Below are 23480 nucleotides of genomic sequence, written 5' to 3'. Positions count from 1 at the left end.
TTTTTTAATTTCTTAAACACAGCGGTATGGTATTTGTTAACTATGTAACAAACATCTACTAAAAAGTAAAAAATTATGAAAGATCAAGCAAAAATTATAGCAGCACTTTTAGTGGGTGCTGCGGCAGGTGCCGCTTTGGGCTTATTATTAGCTCCTGAAAAAGGCGAAGACCTAAGAGGCGAAATAGCTGACTATGTAAATGACTTAATTGCAACAGCTAAAGAAAAAGCCCAAACAACAGCGAACAACGCGAAGGAATACGGCAGTAATGTTGTTGATTCTGTAAAATCGAAGTTTAATACCGCTGTTACTGATGCTGATATAGCTGCTGAAAATGCAAAATCAAAAGTAAAAGGTGCCGCCAGCGACTGGAATAATACTGTTCAGAACGCGTAAGGTATTTACATGATATAAAAAATCCACCGCCCAATCAGGCGGTGGATTTTTTGGTTACTTATGACATGGGGGTTATACTTATTTAGCTACCCAGGTATTATCAGCTTTATTAGCATCAACAAAAATTCCATTCTCTAACGTAACAGATTTAAGGCTCTTACCTATTACAGCTTTAAAGGTTACGTACGTTTGTTTTTGATTAGCTTCCCAAACAGCAGGGGTTTGGTGAATGGTTTTTGTAGTACCATCAGCAAAGGTTAATACTACATCAAACGGAATGGCAAAGCCCCCAATGTTGCTCACTGTTAAGGTATAGCCGTCTTTACCTTTTACCGCTTTTGATATAGCTATATCATTATAACCGTTGGTAAAGAACCAGTTTTTAAAATACCATTCTAAATTTCTGCCGCTTACATTACTCATAGAATTGAAAAAATCCCAGGGGATAGGGTGTTTGCCGTGCCATCTATCCATATAGCCATGTAGGGCTTTCTTAAATAACTCATCGCCCAGCATATCTTTTAAAGCCAAATAGCTTAATGATGGTTTGCCGTAAGCATTGTTACCATAACCGCCTGTTTGCTCGTTTGATGGCGTAATTATCGGCAGGTCTTCGGCTGTCGATTTATCATTTATCCAACTATTTACACGAAACTGTTTGTAAAAGGCAGCAGCCGCTTCCGGGCCTTTTTCATCAATCCCTATCAGGTACTCTAAAGTAGTTGCCCAGCCCTCGTCCATAAAGGCGTATTTGCTTTCGTTTATACCCATGTAAAAAGGGAACCAGGTGTGTGCTATCTCATGATCTTGCACTAATTGTGCAAAGCCTGCATTGCCTACCTGGCTATCGTTCACCATCATTGGGTATTCCATATCAGCAAAACCCTGGAAAGCCGTCATCTTTGGGAAGGGGTAAGGTACACCAGGCCAGTTGTTACTGAACCAGCCTAAAGCATTACGCCCGTTTTGAACAGATTTTGTAAAATCTGTTCCTTTTTCAGAATAGGCTGCCTGCATGCTTGATCGCCTGCCGGTTGTTTTATCAACCACAACACTGGCGGCATCCCATAAATAATGGTCACTTATACCAACAGCCATATCACTGATGTTGGTCGCTTTCCACGTCCAGGTGTTCATAGCATTTTGGGCCGTTATTTTTTTACCTGCAAGGTCTTCTAATGTAGCAATATGCATGGTGCTATCATTAGTCATTGATTTTTGCAGTTTATCGGCATACTCTTTTTGTAAAACCTGCGTAGGGTTTTGCAGGGTGCCGGTTGCCCAAACAATGTAATTTTTAGGAACGGTTACGTTCAGGGTGTAATCATTAAAGTCGTTATAAAACTCTTTTGAATCCACAAATTCTATGCGGTCCCAGCCGTTATAATCATCATAAACAGATATGCGGGGGTAAAAATAAGCCAGGTAATAAGTGGTTGAATCTATCATGCCTTCGCGCTCGCTTTGTTTGCTTACATCAAAATGCCAGGCAATATTAATTTTTACCGAATCATGCGGCATTAAAGCGTTAGGCAAGCTTACCGCCTGGTTGGTTGATGCCATGGTAGTATTGTTCCAGGCCTTTTTTTGTCCGCCTATCAGGAAGGTGTCTATCTGGATACCCTGGGTAAGGTAATCTGCACCTGCAGCCCTGTCCCTTGCAGCACCCGGGCGGTGAATGTTCAGGATCAGCTTCATGTTCAGCCTTTTTAAGGTATCAGGGCTGTTGTTGATATAGGTGATCTGTTCTGTGCCCTTTATTGTACGGCCCGGAGGGGTAGCAGTTATAGAGATATTATAACGGCCAAAGTTTTGCCAATATTTGCTGCCGGGTTTACCATCCGGCGAACGTGTACCTTTTGTATATGCCTGCTTAATTTCGCGCGGCATATACAAACTTTGCGCCTGCAGCTGCAAAAATATGCCACTGAAAAAAGCGGTTAGTAATATAGATTTTAATGTATTCATATTGTTTTTAAGCGATTGTTAAGGTTTGCTAAAAACAAAGTTAAAAAGATAGGCTGCATTATAAGGGTTACACGTATTTTATGTAAAATATTTTCAGTGTATTGCCCCTTCAATGGTTTAACCTATTATTAAGCTGTGGCATAATTCCCCTGCACGTACGTTCAAAAACGTTTTAGTAAACGAATTGTTACATTGCTTTAAGGTTAAAGCCTTGTGTGCGTTGATTTAATTTTTTTTATTTGTTTAAGTTATTTTAGTAGGGGTATTAAATAACTAACAGAGCCTGGCTTTATGCCGGGCTTTGTTTTTTACCAACTAATTATCAGGCCACTAACTCTGGTGGCTCTATTTTTTGCAATCAGCAAAAGCAGCCCGTTATCTGTAGATCCAAACAAAACTCACCTTTAATAAATGATGTTATAGTGTATTAATAAATACCTTTGTATCCTACTTAAAAAAAATGAAATATAAATTAGGTGATTTTGTGCGGTTTGTTGATGAGAAGCTGGAAGGCTATGTAACCCGCATTATAGATGAGCAAATGATAGGGGTAACCGTTGAGGATGACTTTGAGATACCGGTACTGGCCAGCAAAGTAACCTACGTTCACGGGCATGGCGCTGCAAGCCATGACGAAGAGTATGTTGCACCAACCAATATACCCGCAGGGGAGTTTAAAAGCAAAGGTGTACATATTGCTGTAATAACCGATGCCAAGGCAAACGCGCTGGTGCATTTATACCTGGTAAACGAAACATCTTATCAGCTGTTAACTGCAATTACTACCGAGCAGCAAAAAACCTTTAAAGGTGAATTTGCAGGTATTATCGAGCCTCAGTCATCAGCAAAAGTATATTCAGCAAAGCTGTCTGACCTGCAATTGTGGCCAAAATTTATTTTCCAGGTTTTGTTCTATACCAAACAAAACCAGCCTTTACCTGAGCCTTTAAATATAACAGAGCAATTTAAGGCTAAAGATTTTGCTGGTGCTAAAAAACTGGTGCCGCTTTTAAAGCAACAAGGATGGCTAATACAGCTTGACCAGCCCGAACTGATCATAGATGCCCAAAAACTAAAAGAAAGCTTTTTTAAACCGGCAGAAGAAAAACAGGAAGTACAAAAGCCGGCAACAGAACTTGACCTGCATATTGAAAAACTACGCGACGACCACCAATTTTTAAGCAGCAGCGAGATCCTGAATATCCAGACAGATCATTTTAAGAAAGCCCTGGACAGTGCCATTGTACACCAAATGCCCGATATTACATTCATCCACGGTACGGGTAATGGCATCCTGAAACACGAACTGCATAAACTATTAAGCAAGCACCCCAAAGTACAAACCTTTATGGATGCCCGTAAAGAGAAGTTTGGTTATGGGGCTACAAAGGTGATATTGAAGTAAATTAAAGCTTACGTTAACATAATTGCCATAAAAATGAACAATTGACCCATCTGGTGTACTTTTCTTAAGGCCTATATTTAGCGCTAAAATATTACCTGTCATTTATGTTTAAGTACACATCCGGATTTAAGGGTTTAGCATTGCTATGGCTCTGCACTATTTGTTTCAATAATTCAAACGCGGCCATCAAATCATTCACTAAAACAGCAAACAGCGTTGTTTTTAAGTTGGATAAAGGTTTGATGAAAATAAACATCTGCCGGGCAGATATTATTGAGGTAAAGTATACCATTCTTAATTCCCTTAACGATAAACCATCGTTGGTGGTAGATAACAAATGGACGCAGCCAACCGCTTACCAGGTAAAAGATAATGGCACGGATATCCTTATCACTACGGCTAAATTAAAGCTTAAAGTGAACAAGGCAACCAATGCCATCACCTATATGGATGTTAACGGTAAAGTGATAACAGCCGAGGATAGCAACAATAAAAGCATGTCGGCAGCCACTATTGCAGGCATTGATACCTACAATTGCACCACCTCCTTTACTTCGCCTGCCGATGAAGCGCTGTTTGGTTTGGGCTGCCATCCTTTGGATTCCTTATCTATCAATTACAAGGGCCGTAACCAGGATATGGCTATTAAATATCTTACAGGCGCTATACCGGTAATGCTCTCAACAAAAGGTTACGGATTGATGTGGGATAATTACTCAGCCTCAAATTTTTATGGTGCCGAAGAAGGCAACACCAAATTCAAATACGTATCTGAAAGTGGCAAACAGGTAGATTATTACTTTTTTTATGGTCCCGATTTTGACCGTATTATTGATCTGTACCGTACCGCTACCGGTAAGGCCCCCATGTTTGGTAAATGGGCCTACGGGTTGTTTCAATCGCAGGACAGATATTTGAGCGAAGCCGAGATACTAACCGTTAAGGATAATTACCGCAACAACCATATCCCGGTTGATGTGCTGGTGCAGGACTGGTACTACTGGGACCCATTGCCTATTGGCTCACACATCATGAAAGCCGAGCGTTACCCGCATCCAAAGCAATTAATTGACGAGTTGCACAAAGCCAACCTGCATGCCATGATCTCTATATGGCCTGTATTTGGTAAAGGCACGCCTAATTATGACGCGCTCGAAAAAATGGGTGGCCTAACCAGCATCACCTGGGATAATGTAGTTACACACACTTTTGATACCTATTATGATGCCCATAACCCTGCAGCCCGCGAGCTGTACTGGCAGCAAGCCCGGGACAGCCTGGTAAAACGTTATGGTTGGGATGCCTGGTGGATTGACCAGTGCGAACCAGACAATGGCGCATTGCTTGACGAACGCAGGAAAGCAAATTTTTACACCGGCAAGGGGATAGATTATTTTAATACTTACTCCTTACAACATACTAAAGGTGTTTACGAAGGCTGGCGCAGGGATATTCCCGGCAAGCGTGCATTCTTCCTAGTAAGGCAGTCATTTGCGGGTGAACAGCGTAACGCCTCTACATTGTGGTCATCAGATATTGAGTGTACTTTTGCTAATTTTAAGAACCAGGTACCGCAGGGGATAAACGCCTGTGCATCGGGTATACCGTATTGGACATCAGACATTGGCGGCTATCATTACGGCTGGAAAGCGCCTGATTGGTCGAAACCAGAGTTTCGTGAGTTGTTTACACGCTGGTTCCAGTTTGGGGCTTTTAGTCCGATATTTCGCATCCACGGAAAAGGGGAGCGGGCTTTATTCTCCAAAAACTGGGATGATAAAACCAAAAGCACCCTGTTAAACTTTGATAACCTGCGTTACCGCCTGCTGCCATACATTTACTCATTAGCAGGGCGAGTAACTACCGATAACTATACCATAATGCGTTCGCTTACATTTGATTTTAGGGATGATGCCAAGGTTTACGGCATCCCTGATCAATACATGTTTGGCCCGGCGTTTTTAGTGAACCCGGTAACGGCGCAGCTTTATACCGGTGCAGGTGCAGATAGTAAAGCTAAAACCCGTAATGTGTACCTGCCTAAAGCTGCTAAGTGGTACAACTTCTGGACCGGTGAGGTAAGTAACGGCGGACAAACATTAACGGTTGATGTACCTATGGATATGATGCCGCTGTATGTAAAGGCGGGTTCTATTATACCAATGGGCCCGGTTATGGAATACGCGACAGAAAAGCCTGCCGATAAAATTGAACTGCGCATTTATCCCGGTGCTAATGGCCAGTTTAACTTTTATGAGGATGAAAACGATAATTATAATTATGAAAAGGGAGCGAAGGCTACCTTTACTTTAAGCTATAACGATAAGCTGCGCCAGCTTACCATATCTGATACAAAAGGCACTTTCCCCGGTATGTTAAAGCAGCGTACGTTTAACATTGTAATGGTGAACGGCGCGCATGGCTCAAACACTGGTGTTGCCGACAAGTTTGATAAAAGCGTTACGTATGCCGGTAAACAAATGGTTGTAAAGTTGTAACAGTAATTGGGGCTTAGGTAAGTATGTTTGAATAGGAATGGATACATTACATCTAGCTATTATAAATGCGGCCCGGATTGGAGAAGTGCCGGTATTAAAAGAATTCTGTAGCAGGTTTATTGTTTGCCATATAATTTTACGCTTTAGGGTTTAGGCTTCTGTTGATGCCTGGTAATTGATATCGTTTTCAGCCACATCAGTTAGTAATTCGTCTGCGGCTTTTTCTTCTGTAAGCGTTTTATACAACAGATTTGCTATATCATCCAGTCCTAATGTTTTTGCCAGCTGAGTTAGGCCGCCATAAGTTGCTATCTCGTAATGCTCAACTTTTTGTGATGTGAGGATGATACCTACATCTCTTGTGGCTGTTCCTTCTTCAGTACTTTCAATAATTTCTTCGCCCTCTTTGGTTAAACCTTCCATTGCATCACATTTCTTTGCCAAAGGTTCCCGGCCTAATAATGCAAATACTTTTTCCAGCCGGCTAACATGGTTGTTGGTTAGTTCCAGGTGATCAGCAATGGTACTTTTTAGTTTACCGGAGGTAGCTGCCGCAATCATTTTCGGCAGGTTTTTTACAAGGTGGTTTTCGGCCCAGTAAATATCCATGATGCTGTCTTTAAATAATTCCAACAAAGCCGGTTCAGCCGTAGGTGTGGTTTTAGTGGAAAAATTTGGGTCTGTATTGGTTTCTTTTCTCATGATATAGCAGTTAATGAATTTGTGGAACTACTATATGATGAACAGTTAAAGGGAATCCTTTGTTTAATTAATAATAAAATATTTTATTATTTAAGTAATATTTAACAACTAAAATGATAATTTTTGAACAAGTTGTTTTTCATTAAGATCTTAAAGCCTCGCCATTATCTTAAAGTTCAATGGCTCTCAAAAATTGATCAACTGTTTATCAGATAGGGATAGGGCCATAGATCCGTATCTTAAAAAAAACTAAAACATTACCTATGGTTAATAGTTGTGTATATAAGTTAATTAGTATAAACCATTATATAAATAATACCATGAAAAAGATAAGTTTAACGATGGCAATTGCTATCTGCACATTGGGATATGTCACAGCCAAAACAACACATACAACAGATAAGGCAATATTAACAAGCGAGATAATTACTGTAAACCAGGATACAGTTCCTAAGAAAAAGCGTTCAAAAGCAACTAAGCCAACAACTAAAAAGCAAAAAACTGATTCATCGGCTTACCCAACAACGCCAACAAACCCAAATGTTCCTACAGACCCTACAAATCCGAGCATACCTCGTGACACAACCAGGCCATCTGTACCAACAACCCCAACCCCAACTACACCAACAATGCCTACTGTGCCGCCAAGCCCGACACCAACAACGCCGACTACACCAACACCAACTCCGACAACTCCACCGGCGACTACACCACAGGTAACACCTAATACTTTACCTACAACACCAACAACTGCACCATCAACAACCCCGGCTGTACCTCGTACAACAGTACCAAATAAATAATAGGGGTGTTTAATTATAATTATTAAAAAAGGCTGGAATTTATAAATTCCAGCCTTTTTTGCTTGTAAACAATAATATAGTTTGTTACTATTTCTCTACGTACTCCTTTAAACTGATGCCCAGGATATGGTTCCAGCCGGCAGAGAAGCTTGAAGCGGCAAAATCAGGATGATCCTGAGGGAAGGTATCCAGGCCGGTATGTGTAATACGTACCAGCGTTTTATCCCCTTCAGGAAAAAGCTCAAAGCTCACTTCCGAGTTTCCTGGAAAATTATCATACTTCCATGTATAGCTCAGTTTCTTTTCGGGTTCAACGGTAGTTATACGGCACAGATGTAAAAACTTTTCGCCTTTGCTTCCCTGTCCATAAAACTGAAATTCAAAACCCACACGCGGCTCAAAGTTTTCCAGTTTAAAATACCATTCCTTCATTTTACTGTTATCCGTAAGGGCCTGCCATATACGGCTTACAGGCGCGTTCAGCGTACGCTCAACAATCAGCGGTTTTGTTTCCATAATTTATTTTAGTTTTTGTTCGTTTGTTTCTTTGTCTAAAAAATCTTCCAATGCATCTAGTTTACCTGTCCAAAAGGCACGGTACTGATCGGCCCATGTAGCAACCTGTTCCAGTTTTTTGAGGTTGGCTTTGCAATACCGTTCGCGCCCATGCTGCGTTATCAGCACTAAACCGCACTCTGTTAATATTTTTATGTGTTTAGATACCGCAGGCCTGCTTATATCAAAATTATCAGCAACGGCATTCAAATTTAATTGCCGGCTGGCCAGCAAATTGATTATATCCCTGCGGGTAGGGTCGGCTATGGCCTGGAAAACATCTCTTCTCATATTCTGCTACTTGAAACCGTTCGGTTACAAATATATAAGTAACCATTTGGTTACGCAAATTTTAATGAAATATTATTTGCGTAAGCAAAAAGAGGTAGGGGGCTGTTTATATATGAAAATATCCTGCGCAGTATCCGTAGGTTCGTTATAAATAATTACCTTAGTTTTTGTATTAACTAAACTATCATAACCACATGTTTTTTTTTACATTCCTGGCAGCTTTTTTATTGACCGTCCGGATACGAAGATCGCTCAAATTTTCGCCAATATATCCTAAATGGCGTGCGGCCCTAACCGCATCAGGTTGGATAATTATAGGGTTATGGTTTCTTTTCAATTACTATTTTGATAGTGAGGTTAATGAAATTTTAGGTGCATTAGTGTTAGCAGGCATAGTGTCGTACCTCAAAAAAGAACCTGATTTTAAATCATTCGAGGTATTGCTCTTTGCCCACTATCCGTTAATTATAGCAGCGTTTATAAATGGTGTAGTAAGTTTAGCATTCCCTGATTTTTTTGATAAGTGGGATAATTTTTTCCTATGCGCCCAATTAGTCGCCTTCGGATGGATCTTCGCGCGCTTTGCCACATCAAAAAAACAGCAGGAGGAGATAAAACGTGTTAATGAACGTAAATCCGAATTAGAAGTTTTAGTGGCCCAACGTACTGCCGAGATCACCAAACAAAGGAACGAGCTGCAGGACGCCCTTAAAGAATTACAGGCTACACAGGCCCAGTTAATACAGCAGGAAAAGCTGGCATCGCTTGGCGAACTTACTGCAGGCATAGCGCATGAAATTCAAAACCCGCTCAATTTTGTGAACAATTTTTCTGAAGTGAGTATGGAACTGATTGACGAAATGGAGCAGGAGCTAAATAAAGGCGATAGGGAAGAAGCCATGGCGATAGCATCAGACATTAAACAAAACCTGGAAAAGATCCGCCACCATGGGTACCGTGCAGATGGTATTGTTAAGGGCATGTTACAGCACAGCCGGGCAAGCAGCAATGTAAGAGAACCTACTAATATTAATACTATTGCCGATGAATACTTCAGGCTGGCCTATCACGGGCTGCGGGCAAAAGATAAATCGTTTAATGCCGAACTTATAGCCAACCTTGACCCTAACCTGCCTGTCATAAACATTGTATCGCAGGATGTTGGCCGTGTGCTGCTCAATATGTTCACCAATGCGTTTTATGCCGTACACGATAAAAAGAAAACTGCCGGGCCTGATTATAAACCAAAGGTTGAGGTAAGCACCCATACCATACATACCATATCAGGCAGCCCGAATGGTATCGAAATAAGAGTAAAAGATAATGGCAGCGGCATCCCTGATGCTATAAAGGATAAGATCATGCAGCCTTTTTTTACTACCAAACCGGCGGGCGAGGGTACAGGCCTGGGCCTGTCACTTAGTTATGACATTATTGTTAAGGCCCACAAGGGAAAAATTGATATAAATAGTAAAGAAGGTGAGGGTACCGAGTTTGTAATTTTCCTTCCTGCATAAAATTGAATTATCTATCTTTAAGCGGTATATGAAAATATTAGTTGTAGACGACGAAGCAGATGTTCAACCCCTTTTTTTACAGCGTTTCCGCAAGGAGATCAAGAACCACGAGGTTGAATTCAGCTTTGCCCAGTCAGGCGAAGAAGCTCTAAAATATTTAGAAGAAAAGCATTCAGAAGTGGTACTGATCCTGTCTGATATTAACATGCCGGGAATGAGCGGTATAGAGCTGCTTGACCATATCAGGCATGATTTTAACATGCCGCCGCAACCGGTGGTAATGATGATAACCGCTTATGGCGATGCGGAGAATTACCGCCAGGCAATGGATAAAGGCGCGGACGACTTTTTAACCAAGCCGCTCGATTTTAATTTATTAAAAGAGAAACTAAAAACAATTAGCGAATAATGGCCAAAATACTGGTAGTGGATGATGAGGCTGATCTGGAGATTTTGGTGAAACAGAAGTTCCGCAAAAAGATCAGGGAGAACGTATACGAGTTTATTTTTGCGCAAAACGGTGAGGAAGCTTTAGAAAGGGTTAAAGACCACCCCGATCTGGATATTATCCTGTCTGACATTAATATGCCTGTAATGGATGGGCTTACACTGCTTAGCCGCCTGCCAGAGGCTAACCCCATGCTAAAAGCGGTAGTAGTATCTGCCTATGGCGATATGCAAAACATACGCACAGCCATGAACCGCGGCGCTTTTGATTTTATATGCAAGCCGGTTGATTTTGAGGACCTGGATGTTACCATGGAGAAGACCATTACCTATGTAAAGCAAATGCAGGAAACCCTGCGTGCCATCAAGGAGAACAACATCCTGAAAATGTATGTGGACGAGAATGTGCTCAACTTTATGTCGCATAAGGAATTTGAAGGCAGCCTGATGAAGAATGAGGTATTGCAGGCAACCGTAATGTTTATTGATGTTTGCGGTTTTACTTCAATAACAGAACATGTGCCGGCCAACACGGTAGTGAACCTGCTAAATGACTTGTTTGATAAAATTGTAAAAGAAATAATTGCCCAGGGCGGCCATGTAGATAAATTTATGGGCGATGCCGTTATGGCGGTTTTTAGAGGAGAGTTTCACCTGGATAGGGCTATTGACACGGCTTTGGCAGTAAAAGCACAGTTAGCTAATGAGCCGGAGATCTCTGCCGGTGATAAAGTTTTTAAACCCGAGATTTCCGTGGGTATCAACTCTGGCGAAATGGTATCCGGTAACATAGGTTCGGCATCATTGCGCAGGTTAGATTACACCGTTATTGGCGATGCCGTAAATCTGGCGCAGCGGTTACAATCTGTTGCTACAGCCGGGCAGATCATCATTACCGCAGATGTTTACGAGCAGGCAAAAGAATCTTTTAAATGCCGCCCAAATGGCGAGTTTGCCTTAAAAAATAAAGCAAAACCGGTTAATACTTACGAAGTGATAGAGTAAGAATAAAATTTCGGATTTGAATTTTTTTAGAATTTAGAGCTTAGCGCTTAGGATTTCAAAAATTTAGAATTTAGAGCTTAGCGTTTAGGATTTCAAAATTAGTGCCTTGCACGGCGTTTTAACACACCACCCGCGGCTTCTTTTATAATACTGGTAAATATAAAGGCCTTAGGGTCAATTTCATGCACCATGTTTCTTAAACGGCGCAGTTCTAAACGGGTTACTACGGTAAAAACAATATCAACCGGGTGGCTCTCATCAAAGCTGTCTTTCAGGAAACCGCGTTCGCCTTTATAAACGGTTATGCCGCGCCCTAACTGCATAACCAGCATCTCTTTTATCTGTTGGTTATTACCAGATATAATGGTTACCCCGGTATATTCCTCTAATCCTTCAATTACAAAATTGATGGTTCGCGAGGCAGTATAATAGGTAAGTATAGAATATAAAGCGGTAGGCAGGCCAAGCTTAACAGCCGCTATTAAAAAGATAATAATATTAATACCGAGGATGATCTCGCTGATAGTAAAGCTGATGCGCTTGCCGGTGTATAAAGCCAAAACCTCAATCCCATCCAGTGCGCAGCCGCCGCGTATGGCTAACCCAATTCCTATGCCCATAAATACCCCGCCGAAGATAGATACCAGCAGCTTATCAGAAGTAATTTGCGGGTAATTGATAAAATGCAGGCACAACGCCAGCCCAATAATTGCTACAAATGTTTTAATGGCAAAGGATTTATCAACCTGAAAAGCCCCCATAATAATAAACGGGATGTTGGCAATGATAATTACATAGGCGATATTTACATGGTAAAGCTCATGTATCAGCAGGGAGATACCTGTAACCCCACCATCAAAAAACGCGTTGGGTACTAAAAAACTCTTTAAAGCAAAGCCGCAGAACAATATACCGGCAAGGATGTAAACAGTATCTAAAATAGTGATTTTTAAAGCTTTGCTGTTACTCATTTGTCGTGGGTAGATGTTTATTGAATATGTTTATCTATTAGATGCGCTAAGATATTAAATTGATGTAATAAACGGGATATGCAAGTATTAAATAAGTCCGCTACTGTTCTCCATCGCCTTGCTCTAGTCCCACACGTGTTTCTGCAGTCGCTCGGCTCCAGCCGAGTGTCAGTTATTATGCGGCGTCCCGCCGCCGTAATTAAGATGCGGCCAGAGGCCTTGTAATAGTTGTCACCCGGCTGGAGCCAAGCGACTGAATGCTTCTTATCTAAGTCAAATAATGAACCAATGCAGCTATTTGTAATATTTCCCTCTGTTTGTGAGCCCAAAGTCATATCTATAAACTTTGTTATTTATAGTATCTCTTTAGCATTAATTTTGGATGGATACCCTGCCAATAATTACCGGCAGGAAAGAAAATACTATGAGTTTAAAAAAATTATCCGATATAAAATATTCCGTATTAGACCTGGCAACAGTTACCGAAGGCAGTAACCCTGCTAATAGCTTTAAAAAAAGCATGGATGTTGCCCAACAGGCCGAAAAATTAGGTTACACCCGCTATTGGTTTGCAGAGCATCATAATATGATGAATGTGGCAAGTTCTGCAACATCGGTATTAATAGGCTACATAGCAGGCGGTACAAAAACCATCAGGGTAGGCTCGGGCGGTATTATGCTGCCCAATCACTCACCCTTAATTGTGGCCGAGCAGTTTGGTACCCTGGCATCGCTTTACCCCGGCAGGATAGATCTGGGTTTGGGCCGCGCCCCGGGTACTGATCAAACAACCGCGCTGGCCATCCGTGGCGAAAATTTTAACGCGGCGCATAACTTCCCGCGGGATATTGTTAAGCTGCAAACCTACTTTTCGGCAGATAATGCCAATGCCAAAGTGAGGGCCATTCCCGGCGAGGGGTTGGATATACCTATCTGGGTGTTAGGTTCAAGTACCGATAGTGCGAAAGTAGCCGCGGCCTTTGGTTTGCCTTATGCTTTTGCCAGCCACTTTGCACCAACATACTTTATGGAGGCCATAGAAATTTATCGTAATAACTTTAAACCGTCGGAATATCTGCAAAGCCCTTATGTATTATCATGCGTAAATGTGGTTGCTGCCGATACCGATGCCGAGGCGGACCGTTTGGCAACATCAGTAAAGCAATTTTTTATGGGCGTTGTTACCGGCAAAAGGCAATTATTGCCGCCACCTGTTAACAACATGGACAGTGTTTGGAACGTTTTTGAAGAAGAAGCCGTTATGCAAATGCTGGCTTATTCGTTTATAGGCGGCCCCGAAAAAATTAAAACCGAATTGAACGCCTTTATTGAGCAAACAGGTGTAGATGAAGTTATGGCTACCTCGCACATTTTTGAGCATTCATCAAGATTGTATTCTTACAAGATATTTGCCGAAGCATTTAAGAAAAATTAAAGCTTTTATTACACTATATATGATAGTATATCAAATATATGCCGCATAAAAAAAGCCGCTTTTGGCGGCTTTTTTTATTAAACCTGGCTGTTAGTGTTACATGTCTCAAGCTTGAAGCCTGTAGGACATGAAGGCTTATAATCATGCCAATAACACGCGCCCGTAATACTTGTGCTGGAACATCTGTAACCACCAGCTCCATTACCTGGCCCGCCTGGCCCTGGTCCAACTAATCCGCCCATTACATTTTTCATTTCGTCTCTGTTCAATTTTTTGAACTTTTCCATAATAATTAGATATAATTTGGTTAATAACAGCCGTAATTATGCCCCGGCTTTTAGGCTGACAACGAGCGTTGTATGGCGTAATATACCTTAATATTGAGTAATACTATCATTTGTAAATTCTTTTTTAACGCGGAGAAATATTTAATAAATAAGAAATATAATTAGGGCTGTTGCAAACCGTTTAGTTTAAAGCTACCCCTATTTTGAGCATTCATCAAGCTATATTCCTACAAGATATTTGCCGAAGCATTTAGAAATATTAAAGCTTTTATTATATTTATATAAATATAAGCCAGATGGAAGAGTCAGAAAAACTAAACCGGATAATTGAGGCCCGCATGAAGCTAAAGGCCCGTTTTGAAGAAAAAATGAAACTGACACCATCTGTTGCAGATGACGCTCCAAAAGGCTCGGGTATACCAAACCGGCACGGTATGCCCACTTTACCCATTGGGCAAACAGTTACCGTAAAATGGCCGGTGCTTGATCTGGGCTATCAGCCCAATATCCCGTTGGATCGCTGGAGACTTAAAATTGATGGTGCGGTTGAAAACCCGGTTAATTTAACCTGGAAAGAGTTTTTAGATCTGCCGCAAACAAAAGATTCTTCAGATTTTCATTGCGTAACCACCTGGTCAAAACTAAATATGCATTGGAAAGGCGTAAGCCTGCTTGACCTTGCTGCCCTGGTACATCCAAAAGAAAATGCGACCCATATAATGTGCTATGGTTATGACACCTACACTACCAATATTTCTTTAGAAGAAGCGCTTAAGCCCGACGTATTGTTGGTACATACTTATGACGGCCAGCCGCTCCCTGTTGAGCATGGCGGCCCGGTACGTATGATCACCCCGCAGCTATACGCCTGGAAGGGTTCCAAATGGATTAAACGGATAGAGTTTTTGACCGAAAATAAATTGGGTTTTTGGGAAGACCGGGGTTACTCTAACACCGCCTATCCCTGGCGAAATGACCGTTATAGCGATTAAAGCCATATCAATTAACATATTACAGCCCTTGATTTTAACATCAGGGGCTTTTTTATTGCTGAAACCTGCGTTGGTTAATAAAAAGATGTTAATTGTTTACAACAAAGTATACCCATAAAACGTAATTTAGTTTGTATAATGCCGATACAAGTATCTGCGGATAATAATTAACTATTAATGAGCAAAGTATTCACAATAACAGAAGGACTGGAAAACTTAGGGGCATTACGCACCGGCGGACAGGGTTCTGTATATAAAGGCAGGCGCATGGGGCCCATACTCACCGCGATAAAACTGCTGCCAACCCCAATTCATACCGAAAGCGAGGAGGACAAAAACTTCCGCAGCTTCCGTAATGAAGTAACCAAACTGCAAAAGGTTAATGAACAGCCTAATCCTAATGTGGTAAAAATATTAAGCTGGGGTATTACAGATAGCGGCTCATTCCCTTATATTGAAATGGAGTATATTGAGGGGCCTGATCTGGGCGAACTGCTGCATCCGCCGCATGATAAAGTATTTACGTTAAAAGAAGCCATCCGCGTTGCCGACCAACTGGCGGGCGCCTTAGCACATTGCCATAAGGTAGGGGTTAAGCATGGCGATATTAAAAGCAATAATGTAAAATACAACATCAATACGGGTAATTATGTATTGTTAGACTTCGGGCTGGCAATAATGACCGAAGAGCAGCGGCGTACCAGCATCCGCCATGCGGGGGCAATTGAATTTATGGCGCCAGAGCAGCACGAAGGCAAAATGTTGTTGCAAACAGATGTATATAGTTATGGGATAATTTTATATGAATTGCTTACCGGCGAAGTACCCTTCCCGTTAATAGGCGGCGGTGATGCCGGTCGTAATGCTGTAATGCTGGCTCATATTGAATCTGAGATCCCTGATCTGCTAACCGCCCGTAAAAAGGCTATCCCCAAAACATGGGATGCAGAAAGGCGCGCGCAGGAAATGCAAGTACCCCAATGGTTGCTGCGGATAATAAGTAAATGCCTGCAAAAAAAGCCCGAAGACCGTTACCCAAGTGGTAAGGAACTTGATGCGGCAATTATCAGCGGCAGTCTTTCGGCAGCAGATGGTAACAGCCAGCAAGCGGGTTTAAATGCCATTGCTTTACAAAGCGAGAACGAACGCTTGCAGAAAGAGTTATTGAAATTACGGCAGGCCCCACCTTTAAATGCAGAACCGGTTGAAGATGAATCGAAGGTAACATTGTCAAAACCGTTCTATTATTCGGTGATGACCTTGCTGGTATTATTTATGGGCTTCTCTGTTTACTCTACCTTTATAAAAAAGCAAGCTAACCCAACTTCGGTAAAGCAAGATAGCCTGCAAACAGAGGATGATACTGCAAAAAAAGCAAAACCAGTAGATTATGGCAATGCCGGGGTTGCTGATACACCTACCCGGCTTGATTTTGAAGCCTTGAGGCGGGACAGCATTAAGAATGCCCAGAAGAACGCCGAACCCAAACCTAATACAGACAGTAACGACAGTTTAGCAACAGACACAACTGTTAAACCCGATCAATAGATTTAAATTAAACTTTATAGCAGATAAAAACATCTGCAGCAATTTTATGTTCAGTAACACATATCACCTTCATACTTTCAAGTTCAATTAAATGGCATCAACCCCTAATTTTTGGCAGCGCATAGGCATACAAGACTGGTTTTTAACAAACGAGACCAGTGAAAGGGCTAAAGCGAAAGCGCTTACCCCCGATACCGTTTACAGCTATATAATCGAGAAATTTAAAGAATCAATAAAGGAGCTTTCCTTTGCCGATAGGGTGGTGTTTTATCACGAGTTCATTATCAGCTTTAATGCCGAGGACTATAAAGAATTTGTAGCCAATAAACAGGGCATCTTTGGCCTCATTGTTCATGAAACGGTAGAGCAATTTTATAAGATCCTGAAAGAACATCGTGCAGAAGGGAAAACCGTTAAGCCTTCGGGATCCAAATGGGTGTTCAGGCTGGTGTCGCATCCGGATTATGCGCGGGGCGATAAAGGCTTTATAGGAAAACTGTTGCCCGATAATAATAAAAAGGAAGAAAACCTGCGGGTAACGTTCATTCCGCGCCAAACAGGTATTGCCCAAACTTTTGATGTAGATCAGGATATATTAAAAGGTTTTACCTATTACAGCGAAGGGTATTTTGAAATTCCTTATGAGGAAGCACTTGAAACAGAAGCTCAAACTGCCGCCAAGCCGGGCCAAACCAATATTGCCCGTTTAGAAACCATCATTCCCGACCAGCAGTTTGCCGGTAAAAAGGTGGAGTATTTGATGAAAGAAGATGATCTCATCGTATCCGGAAGTGATGAAACACGCGAGGATTCAAATATTTTTACCATACCATCAGAGTGGGTTAACGCCCCGCACCTGCAAATAAAATATAACCATGCCGATGGCAAATTCTACATGGCCTCTTTCGGTGAAATAACTACCCTCAATGAGGTAACTGTGGAACGCAGCCACGTAAATTCGCCCAAGTGGGTGGAATTGCCTGTTAACTCCCGCATGTTACTTAACGGAATTATTGGCTTAAACCTGTTTAAAGCATAACATGTCACAAATCTTATCCATAGGCTTATTAGTAATTGGTGTTTGCCTTTTGGCCACCCATTTTATTGATATTAAAAACTCCGGTAAACGCAATGGCTGAAAATTATTTTGGATTAACCGATACCGGCAAAGTTCGGGATAACAATGAGGATACTTTTATTGCTCAGAATGTTATGAACAACGGCCTGATGCTGGCGGCTGTTATCGATGGGGTAGGTGGTTACAGCGGTGGTGAGGTGGCTGCGGCCATTGCCAAAGATGTAATTACCCAGCAATTAAACAATGTAGAGGGCGAATATATTCCTGCTATGATTGAGGCTTTAAAGCTTGCCAGCAGAAGTATCTTCGATAAAAAACAGCTTGATAAGGAACTGGAAGGTATGGCCTGCGTTGTTACAATAGCATTGGTTGATGTAGAGAACAACACGTTTTACTATGCCCATGTAGGCGATACCCGTTTGTATTTGCTGCGCGATGAATCGCTGGTTAAAATAACTAAAGACCATTCCTTTGTAGGCTTTTTAGAAGACTCGGGCAGGCTAACGGAAACAGCAGCCATGAACCACCCCAAGCGCAACGAGATTAATAAAGCACTTGGCTTTACTACCCTGATAGATACCGACGAAAGCTTTGTGGAGACGGGGCAATCGCCGTTTTTGCCGGGCGATATGCTTTTGCTTTGCAGTGACGGACTGACGGATCTGGTTGATAAAAGCGGTATTACAAATATCATCACTCAAAATACATCCTTACAGGAAAAGGCAACCCAGTTAATAGCTGCTGCCAATGAAAATGGCGGTAAGGATAACGTTACCGTGGTGTTGGTTCAAAACAATAAAACATCGCAAAAGCCCGCTGCTGTAAAACCTGCTGCCGTTTTAAAAAAAAACGTTAATGCCGCCGATGCGGAAATGATCCCTAACCGGAAAGATGCAGTAACCGAAACCCCACAATCAAACCCTAAACCTATGGCCGAAAAGAGAAGCAATGGTTTAACCATTTTACTTACCATTTTGTGCCTGGCATTCGCGGCATCAAGCGTGTGGCTTTATTTACAATGGCAAAAGGGGAATCAGCCGGTTACATCACCTGTTAAAACTGTTGCAGGGCAAGATGCCCCCATCCGTAATCCTGATGAGATCAAGCTGCAAAACTTGTTGAACAATCTAAAGACAGATACGCTAAACCTTTCAGATACTACCTTTAAACAAGCCATAGTTATAAGCGATACTTTGCATATTCTAAAAGATACCCTCTACATTAGGGGAAAGGGGAATATTGTTTTAAAGCGCGATAGCGCCTACCATGGCCCGGCAATGGATATTGCTGCGGAATGTAAGGTAATTGTGCTTGATAATATAAAATTTGAAGGCTTCGATACAGGGATTTCCTTGTTCAATACCGCCCTTTACTTAAGAGGCACACAGTTTACTAATTGCCGTTTAGCCATACAAAAACAATATTTTTTAGCCGATAGAAGATTTATAACTGCCGATTTCCCGGGTATAAAAATTCAAGCAGATACAGTAGCCAAAATCATTCAAAAACCTAATGGAGCCCGATAACCACCTAACCATAAGCAGATTAAAGGAGCGGTGGTTTATATTACTTATAGCCGTTCTGTTCCTGTTCTTATTCTTCAGGCTGTTCACGGTGCTGCAATTGCGCTTCGCGGATGTAGATAAACGCCTGCAGGATGGTACCATGGTAAATCTTACCAGTAGCGACCCTGCAAACAAAATTCATAATCTGCTTACTAAAGGTTATTATTTTGATGACAAGCGCGACATTGCACTTATTACCGCTACCGTTGGTAACAACATTCGCATTGGCGATAAAATTGACAACGTAGGGGAGCTTAACAAGCGCAAATATTACATAATTGCCGATGATGCCTTTGCCCAAGGCGGCGAATCTTTTAAAAGCCGGGTTACCGCTTCGCGCTCATTATTAGGTTATACCGGCGATGACTCGGTACGTTTTACGCAGGAAAGAAGGAACCCGCCAAATTTGCCATCGGTAAATGACCTGGCAATGGGCAGTTATAGTATCAGCGGGAGCATCGTTAATAAAAAAGAACCGGTACCGGGTGTGCTCATCCGCCTGGAAATGATCTTGCCGCAGGATAGTATTTATAATGACGAGCTAACCGAAGACGTAAAACTGATTACCGAAAATACTAACGATGTAAAAAAAGTTTACCTGCCTGATAGCGCGGGCAAGCGCCGTTTGCAGGAATTAACCGCTTACGCCCGCACCGATGCGCAGGGCAATTACAGCTTTAAAAACCTGCCAACAGGTAGAGCTTTTAAAGTGTTGCCATTACAGCCGGGCTACCAGTTTGGTACATCGCAGGGGGTAGCGAATTTGACTGAGGATGCAAGCTTTACCTTCAGCCAGTTGCCGCATACTATTAAGCTTTTTTCAACACGCGATTTTAATATCCTCAAAAAAGAAAAGTCATTTATTGTTCGCACCCCCGATGAATTTAATAAATGGTTCTGGATCATCGCTGCAAGTTTTGTAGGGGCATTTTTGTTTGTGCACCTTATTCTATCATGGAAGTTTAGCACCGCAGATCAGTTGATATTGCCGGTGGTAATGCTGCTCACGGGCATGTCGTTTTTAACGCTGCTAAGCTTGCAAGACCCATTGCGCGATCGCTTTTTTGCTGAGGGTACACTGGTTTATTTAGGCATAGGGCTGGCAGCTATGCTCTTAATGATGCAGTTTAAGCTGCGCCGCTTTACGCCCGATTCCTGGATCTACCGGATGCTTGTTTTTAAAAGCAGTAGTACCGCATCAAACGGATGGCCCTGGGTAGTTATGGCCGCCGGGCTATTGGCCATGACCATTGTATTTGGTACCGGGCCGGAGGGTAGCGGGGTTAAAGTAAACTTGTTCGGTTTTCAGCCAAGCGAGATCGTAAAATATCTGATCATTCTTTTCCTGGCGGGATTTTTTGCCGCTAACGAGAAACTCATCAGCGAGTACACCAGCTGGATAAAGCGCTGGTCGTTCTTTTCATTTGCATTAATAGCCATTCTGGTAACCCTGCTGCTGTTTTTAATATTGGGCGATCTGGGCCCGGCAATGGTGGTGTGTTTTACCTTTATAGCGTTGTTCTCCTTTTCGCGGGGCGATTTTATGTTTATGGCCGGCGCGGTGGTACTGTACGTTCTGGTATCATGGCTTGTCAAAAATGTGTGGCTATCGGCATTAATTACAGCCGGGATTGTTGGGTTGGTAATGATATTTAAGCGCAGGTCGCTTAGCGAATCGGCTATAATGGTATTGATCATTATGGCAGCGTTCCTAACTATTGACCAGATCCCGTACTTAGGTAAACTATTCCCTGGCCCGGTACAGCGTTTGGTAGACCGTAAGGCCATTTGGCAGGATGCCTGGAATAATGAAGTTTACGGTGGCGACCAGGTAGCCAACGGCCTTTGGGCAATGTCAAGCGGTGGCATATCCGGTCAGGGTGTAGGCGAGGGTTTCGCTAAAACCATTCCCGAAGCACATACCGATATGATACTCCCATCAATGGGCGAAGAATTTGGTTGGACGGGCATTGTTTGTATATTCCTGTTATTCCTGTTATATCTGCATCGCTCCATCATTATAGGGCGGCGAACGGGGACGCCATTTCTGTTCTATGTATGTGCCGGGATTGGGCTCTCAACCTTTGTGCAGTTCCTGCTAATTGCGGGTGGCTCCATAGGCGCATTGCCGCTATCGGGAGTGTCATTACCTTTCCAGAGTTATGGGGGCTCGTCATTAGTAGCCAACTTACTGGCATCGGGGTTTTTGCTCTCAGCATCCTTAGTGCGGGGTACGCCGGTACAAATGAATTATATATCAAAACAACAGGATAAAAATCTGGTGCCTGCATTAATTGCGGCTTGTACAGGAATTTTGCTGTTAACGGTAAGCATATCGCAATACTTGCTAAACAATAAAAAGTGGGTGGTACAGCCATCGTTAGTGGCCGATAAAGGCGGCGCCCGGATGTTTAGTTATAACCCACGTATTGCTATACTAATGAACCGCTTGCAGGCGGGTAACCTGTATGACCGCGATGGCGTATTGCTGGCCACCAGTAAGCCCGAACTGGTGCGGAAACAACGTGCTAAACTGGCCGTTGCAGGTGCACAGGGTTATAATATAGATTCTGCTGTGCACAAGCGGCTGGACAGGTATTATCCGTTTGAAGAAAAAATGTTTTTTTGGACGGGCGATGCCAATACAGGTGTTTTTAACGGCAGCAGCAACGGCTACTTTGCCGAGTATGAGCACGCGGCAGAATTGCGCGGCTTTAAACTGCCTACCACCAATTATAATGTTACCGCCAACCGTTACCGCGAAGACAGGTTCCTGGCGCGCGGTGTAAAGGAAATGACGGTAGTGAAGAAAGATTACAGCGCGCTATCGTCCCTGCTGCTGGCGGGTATAAACAGTAAGGAGGTAGAAGCGTTTAAGAACCGTAACCGGGATGTGAAGCTTACTATGGATGCAGAGTTGCAAACAAGCATTCAAAATTCCATTGCGGCAGATACCGCATTGCTGGATAACCGGGTATCGGTAGTGATAATGGAATCGGGCACAGGTGATGTGCTTGCATCGGCGGTATATCCGTTGCCGCCAATTCATGATTGGGAAAAACTTACCATGACCAATGCAGAGCAAAACCAATTGGCAGGATGGATGACCACTACCGACTTAGGTTTTACTTTAGCTACACAGCCGGGCTCAACCGCTAAACTGATCACTACCATGGCATCATTTAACAAGTTGGGTATAGCTGCTGCAAGCAAAAAATACAATGTAGCCTCATGGGAGCGTATCCGTACAAAAGGTATAGAGCCCGATGAAACAGGTGTGATAACACTGGAAAATGCCGTTGCTAAATCAAACAACGTGTACTTTATTAAACTGGCGAATGAACAGCATTTGCAGGAAGACATGGCTACGCTGTACCTCAAAACAGGCATGTTCCTGCATGGAGTAGGCGGTTACTACTACGGCAGGCAAAAAGAAAATACCGCGCAGGAAGAAAAATGGCGCGAGCTATGGCGTAAAACCGAATTTAATACCAAGCCAAGATACGATCCTAATAACATCCGCAGAACGCGCGCGAAGGGTATTTCGGGTATGGCATGGGGGCAGGGCGAACTGATAGCTACCCCGGCAGCTGTTGCAAGGCTGGCATCGGGTATAGCAAACAATGGTACTATGCCTAATAACAGATATGTGTTAAAAGTTAGTGATTCAACTGCGGTAATTAAGCCGGGTATCAAAATAGCTAACGATCCAAAGTATGCCGAATTAATACGTGGCTATATGATAAAGCAAAGCGCGGCTAAGGCTTATACGTTACACCTTGCCGTGGCGGGTAAAACGGGTACACCAGAACGTATCTGGAAAAAGCAGCAGATAAATGACGGCTGGTATGTGTTTTTCGCGCCAAAAGTGAAGGGGGCGGGCAATATGGTGGTTTGTATCCGTATCGAGTCTACAAAGGGTTCATCAGATGCGGTTAGGCTTGCCGGGCAACACGTAATACCGTATTTGCTTAAAAAAGGTTATATTAAAAGCATTGTTGCAAACAACTAAATAAT

18 protein-coding genes are annotated in these 23480 nt (G+C 42.6%); 13 read left to right on the top strand and 5 right to left on the bottom strand.

Annotated elements, in window-relative coordinates; genetic code table 11:
• Nucleotides 1-75 precede the first annotated feature (75 nt).
• Nucleotides 76-396: a YtxH domain-containing protein gene (locus WC743_RS07180; RefSeq protein ID WP_373011202.1), complete on the top strand. Its 321-nt coding sequence runs from the start codon at nt 76-78 to the stop codon at nt 394-396.
• 78 nt (nt 397-474) lie between these two features.
• Here the strand turns inward: WC743_RS07180 and WC743_RS07175 are convergent, their stop codons facing one another.
• The gene (locus tag WC743_RS07175) at nt 475-2364 is read right to left on the bottom strand and encodes a M1 family metallopeptidase (protein WP_373011201.1); all 1890 of its coding nucleotides are present in this window, start codon (nt 2362-2364) and stop codon (nt 475-477) included.
• 460 nt (nt 2365-2824) lie between these two features.
• On the opposite strand from WC743_RS07175, the gene WC743_RS07170 reads away from it, so the two are divergent.
• Complete coding sequence (locus tag WC743_RS07170; RefSeq protein WP_373011200.1) at nt 2825-3769, top strand: DUF2027 domain-containing protein; 945 nt, start codon at nt 2825-2827, stop codon at nt 3767-3769.
• 104 nt (nt 3770-3873) lie between these two features.
• Nucleotides 3874-6267 carry a TIM-barrel domain-containing protein gene (locus WC743_RS07165; protein ID WP_373011199.1) on the top strand — a complete coding sequence of 798 codons (2394 nt, stop codon included), beginning with the start codon at nt 3874-3876 and terminating at the stop codon, nt 6265-6267.
• A 150-nt stretch (nt 6268-6417) separates the two neighbouring features.
• Here the strand turns inward: WC743_RS07165 and WC743_RS07160 are convergent, their stop codons facing one another.
• Nucleotides 6418-6969: a ferritin-like domain-containing protein gene (locus WC743_RS07160; protein ID WP_373011198.1), complete on the bottom strand. Its 552-nt coding sequence runs from the start codon at nt 6967-6969 to the stop codon at nt 6418-6420.
• Between the two features lie 320 nt (nt 6970-7289).
• Here WC743_RS07160 and WC743_RS07155 point away from each other — a divergent pair, with 320 nt between their 5' ends.
• On the top strand, nt 7290-7772 hold the full coding sequence (locus WC743_RS07155; protein WP_373011196.1) for a hypothetical protein: 483 nt from the start codon (nt 7290-7292) through the stop codon (nt 7770-7772).
• Nucleotides 7773-7859: 87 nt separating this feature from the next.
• Here WC743_RS07155 and WC743_RS07150 read toward each other — a convergent pair whose 3' ends face one another.
• Nucleotides 7860-8288, bottom strand: a complete 429-nt coding sequence (locus tag WC743_RS07150; RefSeq protein WP_373011194.1) for an SRPBCC domain-containing protein — start codon at nt 8286-8288, stop codon at nt 7860-7862.
• A 3-nt stretch (nt 8289-8291) separates the two neighbouring features.
• Complete coding sequence (locus WC743_RS07145) at nt 8292-8618, bottom strand: ArsR/SmtB family transcription factor (RefSeq protein WP_373011193.1); 327 nt, start codon at nt 8616-8618, stop codon at nt 8292-8294.
• 194 nt (nt 8619-8812) lie between these two features.
• Here WC743_RS07145 and WC743_RS07140 point away from each other — a divergent pair, with 194 nt between their 5' ends.
• The 3 genes from WC743_RS07140 to WC743_RS07130 are packed head-to-tail and all read left to right on the top strand — an operon-like array spanning nt 8813 to nt 11587.
• The gene (locus WC743_RS07140) at nt 8813-10135 is read left to right on the top strand and encodes a sensor histidine kinase (RefSeq protein ID WP_373011192.1); all 1323 of its coding nucleotides are present in this window, start codon (nt 8813-8815) and stop codon (nt 10133-10135) included.
• 28 nt (nt 10136-10163) lie between these two features.
• Nucleotides 10164-10544, top strand: coding sequence for a response regulator (locus WC743_RS07135; RefSeq protein WP_373011191.1), 381 nt, complete (start codon nt 10164-10166; stop codon nt 10542-10544).
• On the top strand, nt 10544-11587 hold the full coding sequence (locus WC743_RS07130; protein WP_373011190.1) for an adenylate/guanylate cyclase domain-containing protein: 1044 nt from the start codon (nt 10544-10546) through the stop codon (nt 11585-11587). The genes WC743_RS07135 and WC743_RS07130 overlap by 1 nt, the downstream gene beginning before the upstream one ends.
• 98 nt (nt 11588-11685) lie before the next feature.
• Here WC743_RS07130 and WC743_RS07125 read toward each other — a convergent pair whose 3' ends face one another.
• Entirely contained in the window at nt 11686-12558 is an 873-nt protein-coding gene (locus WC743_RS07125) for a YitT family protein (protein ID WP_373011189.1), read from the bottom strand.
• A 424-nt stretch (nt 12559-12982) separates the two neighbouring features.
• Here WC743_RS07125 and WC743_RS07120 point away from each other — a divergent pair, with 424 nt between their 5' ends.
• The 6 genes from WC743_RS07120 to WC743_RS07095 all read left to right on the top strand — a co-directional run bounded on the left by WC743_RS07120 (nt 12983) and on the right by WC743_RS07095 (nt 23475).
• Entirely contained in the window at nt 12983-13993 is a 1011-nt protein-coding gene (locus WC743_RS07120) for an LLM class flavin-dependent oxidoreductase (RefSeq protein WP_373011188.1), read from the top strand.
• 583 nt (nt 13994-14576) lie between these two features.
• Complete coding sequence (locus tag WC743_RS07115; protein ID WP_373011186.1) at nt 14577-15272, top strand: sulfite oxidase-like oxidoreductase; 696 nt, start codon at nt 14577-14579, stop codon at nt 15270-15272.
• 177 nt (nt 15273-15449) lie between these two features.
• Nucleotides 15450-16820 carry a serine/threonine protein kinase gene (locus tag WC743_RS07110; protein WP_373011185.1) on the top strand — a complete coding sequence of 457 codons (1371 nt, stop codon included), beginning with the start codon at nt 15450-15452 and terminating at the stop codon, nt 16818-16820.
• Nucleotides 16821-16911: 91 nt separating this feature from the next.
• On the top strand, nt 16912-17859 hold the full coding sequence (locus tag WC743_RS07105; RefSeq protein ID WP_373011184.1) for a hypothetical protein: 948 nt from the start codon (nt 16912-16914) through the stop codon (nt 17857-17859).
• A gap of 92 nt (nt 17860-17951) precedes the next feature.
• Nucleotides 17952-19424, top strand: coding sequence for a protein phosphatase 2C domain-containing protein (locus WC743_RS07100; RefSeq protein ID WP_373011183.1), 1473 nt, complete (start codon nt 17952-17954; stop codon nt 19422-19424).
• Nucleotides 19411-23475, top strand: coding sequence for an FtsW/RodA/SpoVE family cell cycle protein (locus WC743_RS07095; protein ID WP_373011182.1), 4065 nt, complete (start codon nt 19411-19413; stop codon nt 23473-23475). The genes WC743_RS07100 and WC743_RS07095 overlap by 14 nt, the downstream gene beginning before the upstream one ends.
• Nucleotides 23476-23480 lie beyond the last annotated feature (5 nt).

It is taken from the genome of Mucilaginibacter sp. (genome assembly GCF_041660805.1).
In the GTDB taxonomy this organism is placed as follows: Bacteria; Bacteroidota; Bacteroidia; order Sphingobacteriales; family Sphingobacteriaceae; genus Mucilaginibacter.
This window is presented reverse-complemented; position numbering and strand designations above follow the sequence as displayed.

Coding starts and splice junctions, on each gene's coding strand:
- WC743_RS07100 (WP_373011183.1), top strand. CDS start 17,952: ATGGCTGAAAATTATTTTGGATTAACCGATACCGGCAAAGTTCGGGAT.
- WC743_RS07165 (WP_373011199.1), top strand. CDS start 3,874: ATGTTTAAGTACACATCCGGATTTAAGGGTTTAGCATTGCTATGGCTC.
- WC743_RS07120 (WP_373011188.1), top strand. CDS start 12,983: ATGAGTTTAAAAAAATTATCCGATATAAAATATTCCGTATTAGACCTG.
- WC743_RS07135 (WP_373011191.1), top strand. CDS start 10,164: ATGAAAATATTAGTTGTAGACGACGAAGCAGATGTTCAACCCCTTTTT.
- WC743_RS07125 (WP_373011189.1), bottom strand. CDS start 12,558: ATGAGTAACAGCAAAGCTTTAAAAATCACTATTTTAGATACTGTTTAC.
- WC743_RS07115 (WP_373011186.1), top strand. CDS start 14,577: ATGGAAGAGTCAGAAAAACTAAACCGGATAATTGAGGCCCGCATGAAG.
- WC743_RS07180 (WP_373011202.1), top strand. CDS start 76: ATGAAAGATCAAGCAAAAATTATAGCAGCACTTTTAGTGGGTGCTGCG.
- WC743_RS07110 (WP_373011185.1), top strand. CDS start 15,450: ATGAGCAAAGTATTCACAATAACAGAAGGACTGGAAAACTTAGGGGCA.
- WC743_RS07170 (WP_373011200.1), top strand. CDS start 2,825: ATGAAATATAAATTAGGTGATTTTGTGCGGTTTGTTGATGAGAAGCTG.
- WC743_RS07175 (WP_373011201.1), bottom strand. CDS start 2,364: ATGAATACATTAAAATCTATATTACTAACCGCTTTTTTCAGTGGCATA.
- WC743_RS07155 (WP_373011196.1), top strand. CDS start 7,290: ATGAAAAAGATAAGTTTAACGATGGCAATTGCTATCTGCACATTGGGA.
- WC743_RS07105 (WP_373011184.1), top strand. CDS start 16,912: ATGGCATCAACCCCTAATTTTTGGCAGCGCATAGGCATACAAGACTGG.
- WC743_RS07140 (WP_373011192.1), top strand. CDS start 8,813: ATGTTTTTTTTTACATTCCTGGCAGCTTTTTTATTGACCGTCCGGATA.
- WC743_RS07095 (WP_373011182.1), top strand. CDS start 19,411: ATGGAGCCCGATAACCACCTAACCATAAGCAGATTAAAGGAGCGGTGG.
- WC743_RS07130 (WP_373011190.1), top strand. CDS start 10,544: ATGGCCAAAATACTGGTAGTGGATGATGAGGCTGATCTGGAGATTTTG.
- WC743_RS07150 (WP_373011194.1), bottom strand. CDS start 8,288: ATGGAAACAAAACCGCTGATTGTTGAGCGTACGCTGAACGCGCCTGTA.
- WC743_RS07160 (WP_373011198.1), bottom strand. CDS start 6,969: ATGAGAAAAGAAACCAATACAGACCCAAATTTTTCCACTAAAACCACA.
- WC743_RS07145 (WP_373011193.1), bottom strand. CDS start 8,618: ATGAGAAGAGATGTTTTCCAGGCCATAGCCGACCCTACCCGCAGGGAT.